The 3,203-nt window shown below is 59.0% G+C and carries 3 protein-coding genes; all 3 read right to left on the bottom strand.

Features of this window, described 5'->3' with window-relative positions:
* Nucleotides 1–333 (bottom strand): hypothetical protein (locus WB402_RS01460; protein WP_424205040.1); only part of this gene is annotated, 333 nt, incomplete at its 3' end.
* 174 nt (nucleotides 334–507) lie between these two features.
* Nucleotides 508–1,752, bottom strand: a complete 1,245-nt coding sequence (locus WB402_RS01465) for a hypothetical protein (protein WP_424205041.1) — start codon at nucleotides 1,750–1,752, stop codon at nucleotides 508–510.
* Nucleotides 1,753–1,759: 7 nt separating this feature from the next.
* The coding region (locus WB402_RS01470) for a hypothetical protein (RefSeq protein WP_424205043.1) at nucleotides 1,760–3,203 on the bottom strand (1,444 nt) is incomplete at its 5' end.

A 3,203-nucleotide genomic window follows, 5' to 3' on the forward strand; every position in this document is an offset into this window, starting at 1 on the left:
GTAAATGCCTATGCCGGCCGCCTTTCCCATACCTACCACTTCAGCCACCAGGTCGCGGTCGAACCCCAACACCATGGCTTTGATCGAAATGGTGCAGTCCAGTCGTTCTCTCGCCATGGTGCGAATCGCGGCCAGGTAAGCATCCGCGACGCATCTTGGCGTGTCGTCGTCACCGGCCCAGTAACAGATGTCCCCCCCGACACCCTGTTGCGAGAATCGGCGACACATCCGCACGGCATCCGAAAGCTCCGGACCCGCCGCATACGCGCGGGTCAGCCAGTTCCTGAGAGGAAACGACAAAGTCTGCCGAGCTTTCTGCAAACGATCATTCATGATGCAACTCCAGCTGTTCTTCCTGCTTCGCTTCGCATCCGCTCGCGTCCAGTGTCCACGGGAATGTCGCGTCGCGTCGCAGCAGGCGTCGCACGCTCGGTTGCGCCTCCGCTAGGCCAACAAACCCCGCAATGTGGCGCGGAAATGAGACACGCGTTAGACCCGATGCGGATATCATGGATGAAAGGAGGCGTCGGCGAAACGCCCTGCGGCAGCGTCAACGATGGTGCCGGGCACCGAGGAGCGCACGACAACCGGCACGTCGAAATCTAAATCAAGCGCCGCCGGCTCGGGTGGCTGCCCGAAAACATGGAGACATATGGCAGCGACACCCTGAACATACAATTTTGTCAACCGCGCCTTCAACGCACCGGCGTCTGAGTCCTTCCCCGCTCGAACGAAAATGTCTGCAAAGAAGGAGCCATTCTTTTCTTCGGCGATGTAGGGGTTGTTGACCAAGAACGCCTCGATTGCGCTATATCGGCATGTGGCCATTATCTGGAAACCTCGCGTATCGGCGTTTACGATTCGCACCCCATACTTCTTCTTGTACTGCAGCAGTCCATCTTGCAGAAACCCGCGTGTGCCGCCGTAGTGAACGCTACGATATCCCGCTGCCGCTAGATGTTCGATCCCGAAAATGTACGTTGCGGCCATTGCGCCCATGCGGACATATTGCTCATCGCCGTCCTTCACCCCAACGAGGCGGGCGCGCGCTTGACCGCCTCCCATGTCACAAAATGATCCCCCACCAATATTTTCGCCATCTTTCGTCACCAGAATGAGCACGGTTCGTCCCATCTCAGCTTCGAGTTCCGACCACGGCACAGGCATTGAACGGTCGGCGTGGTGATTGAGGACGGTTGGGAGGTACATGCGACGATAAAAATCTTCGTACAGCGCCGGGTCGCGCGTGATCTCGTATTGAAGGCCATGCTTCCTGATGCGCCGCCGGTCACTGCGAATCGTATCCGACGTATTAAGACGCGCGGTGGCCTCCGCCAGATCGGCTTCGAGACCCACCCAGCACGGAGTGAAGCGGCCGCCACCTCTGGCAAATACGGGGTAATGCAAGCGGTCGACCTGGCGTATCGCGAGATCCGCTCCGACTCTCACCGCTCGCCATCTCACGGACCACAACCACACCGCGCCAGCCGACGACTCCTCGGGAGCACCGGCAAAAGTAAGATGTGCGATGTAGTTCTTGTTCTCGAGCTGCCCAGCAAAAACGATCACAAGCGGCGTGCCGCTCGTGCGTTCCCGACCTTCGAGGCGCCATGCTTGGGGACGATAGCGATCAAGGAGCCCGCGCACGAAACGCACCGCAGCGCGAAGTGGCGCGATGGTGCGCAGCAGCCGGTACAGCATCCCTTTGTGCTTCGGCTCTGTTGGCAAATATTTCATGCTGGCGTTTGACATGGACTTCCTAGGACCAATACCTGGGAAGCGACCGGACAGCACCTTTCAGCCGCTGAAGAAGGCTTTGACGCAGCCGGGGGTTGATCGGCTCCTGTAGCACGTCCGGCCAGAGTTTCTCGATGAGCCGGTGAAAAAACACGTAATCCGGAGCGCGGCGGTAACGCTCGTCCACGGCGAGCAATGTCGTCAACACGTCCCGGCAATTATAGGGCGTGATGATTTCGCGCCAGGCGATGTCGAATTCGAGCTGCGTCATAGCAAGCCAATTACCGTGACCCTGTTCCCATTCAAACAAGTCAAGTAGTTTGACGTTGTAGCGCGGATGCGCGTCCTCCAACCATTTTGCGAAGTGCTGCATGGCAAATGGCTGACCATCCATGCGCTGCAGTCGCGCGAGATGAGCGGATGTGATGGTTCTACGGTCGGACCAAGGCAGCTCCTTGCGAAAGGAACAGCGCCCGACCTCCGCCCCGCTGCCCGTGAGCACCGCCTTGGCGCGGGAGAAGCGCCGGAGAATCGCCTCGGCGTCCGGTCCGTAGTGGTCATGCGCGAGATACACGGAGCGTTTGAATGCCTGACTGAAATCTGGCGTCACGCTTTCCGCGGCGCGGATCACCTCGTGCGGCAATCCGAGACGGTCGAGCAGCCGGCCGGGGATCGTGATGTCAGGGTGGTCATCCGGCATATTTCCTTGCCACACAGTTACGAAAGAAAGCGCGTCCTTGATGTCCCGGGCCGCCGCCAGCAACAGACGACTATCGAGGCCGGCAGTAATGCCCAGGGCAAGGTCAAAACGTTGAGCCGCCGCGCGAATCATGCCGGTGAACAGCACTGCCAGTCTCTCAATCGCGACCTCAGGCTCTACGCGTGCCAGAGGTTCCATCGGCCAGTAGCGGTGGCTCGTTCCGGTATCGAGGTCCAACCAGTGGTTTGGCAGCAAATGCTTCAGTCCCTTGAACGGCGAAGCCTCGCCGGGCCAGCGGTACTCAGGATTTGAACGAAAGGGATGCGAATTCATATACGCCGCCGCTTCCTGCTCCAGCGGCAACCCTAGCATCTTCGCGCCGATCCCGGGCTGCGACATCGCCCACACGCTGGTGGTGTCGGCGGGATTCGTATAAAACACCTGCCGAAGACCTAATGCGTCGTTAAAAAGAAATCTCTGTTCGTCGTTTGTCGCGACGATGATCCAGCGCCCACCGAAGCGTCCGGTTGCCTTGACCAACTCGCTGATCGAAGAAAATCCGGCTAGGAGTTTCTTCAAAATATCGATATTTTTCGCTACAGGCGCCAGCGGATCCAGTATGTGTCCCACGAGCGTGAGCGTCCGCTGCCCGTCGCTTGCCCGAGTGCAGGCCAGATCGGGGTGGGTGGTCAGTTTCAATGTTCCGTCTATAACGATCTTTTGCTGTCCCGCAAACTGCGCGGCAAATGACGGCCCGAGCACGAAC

This window comes from Sulfuricaulis sp. (assembly GCF_049587675.1).
Taxonomy (GTDB): Bacteria; Pseudomonadota; Gammaproteobacteria; order Acidiferrobacterales; family Sulfurifustaceae; genus Sulfuricaulis.

Coding starts and splice junctions, on each gene's coding strand:
- WB402_RS01465 (WP_424205041.1), bottom strand. CDS start 1,752: ATGTCAAACGCCAGCATGAAATATTTGCCAACAGAGCCGAAGCACAAA.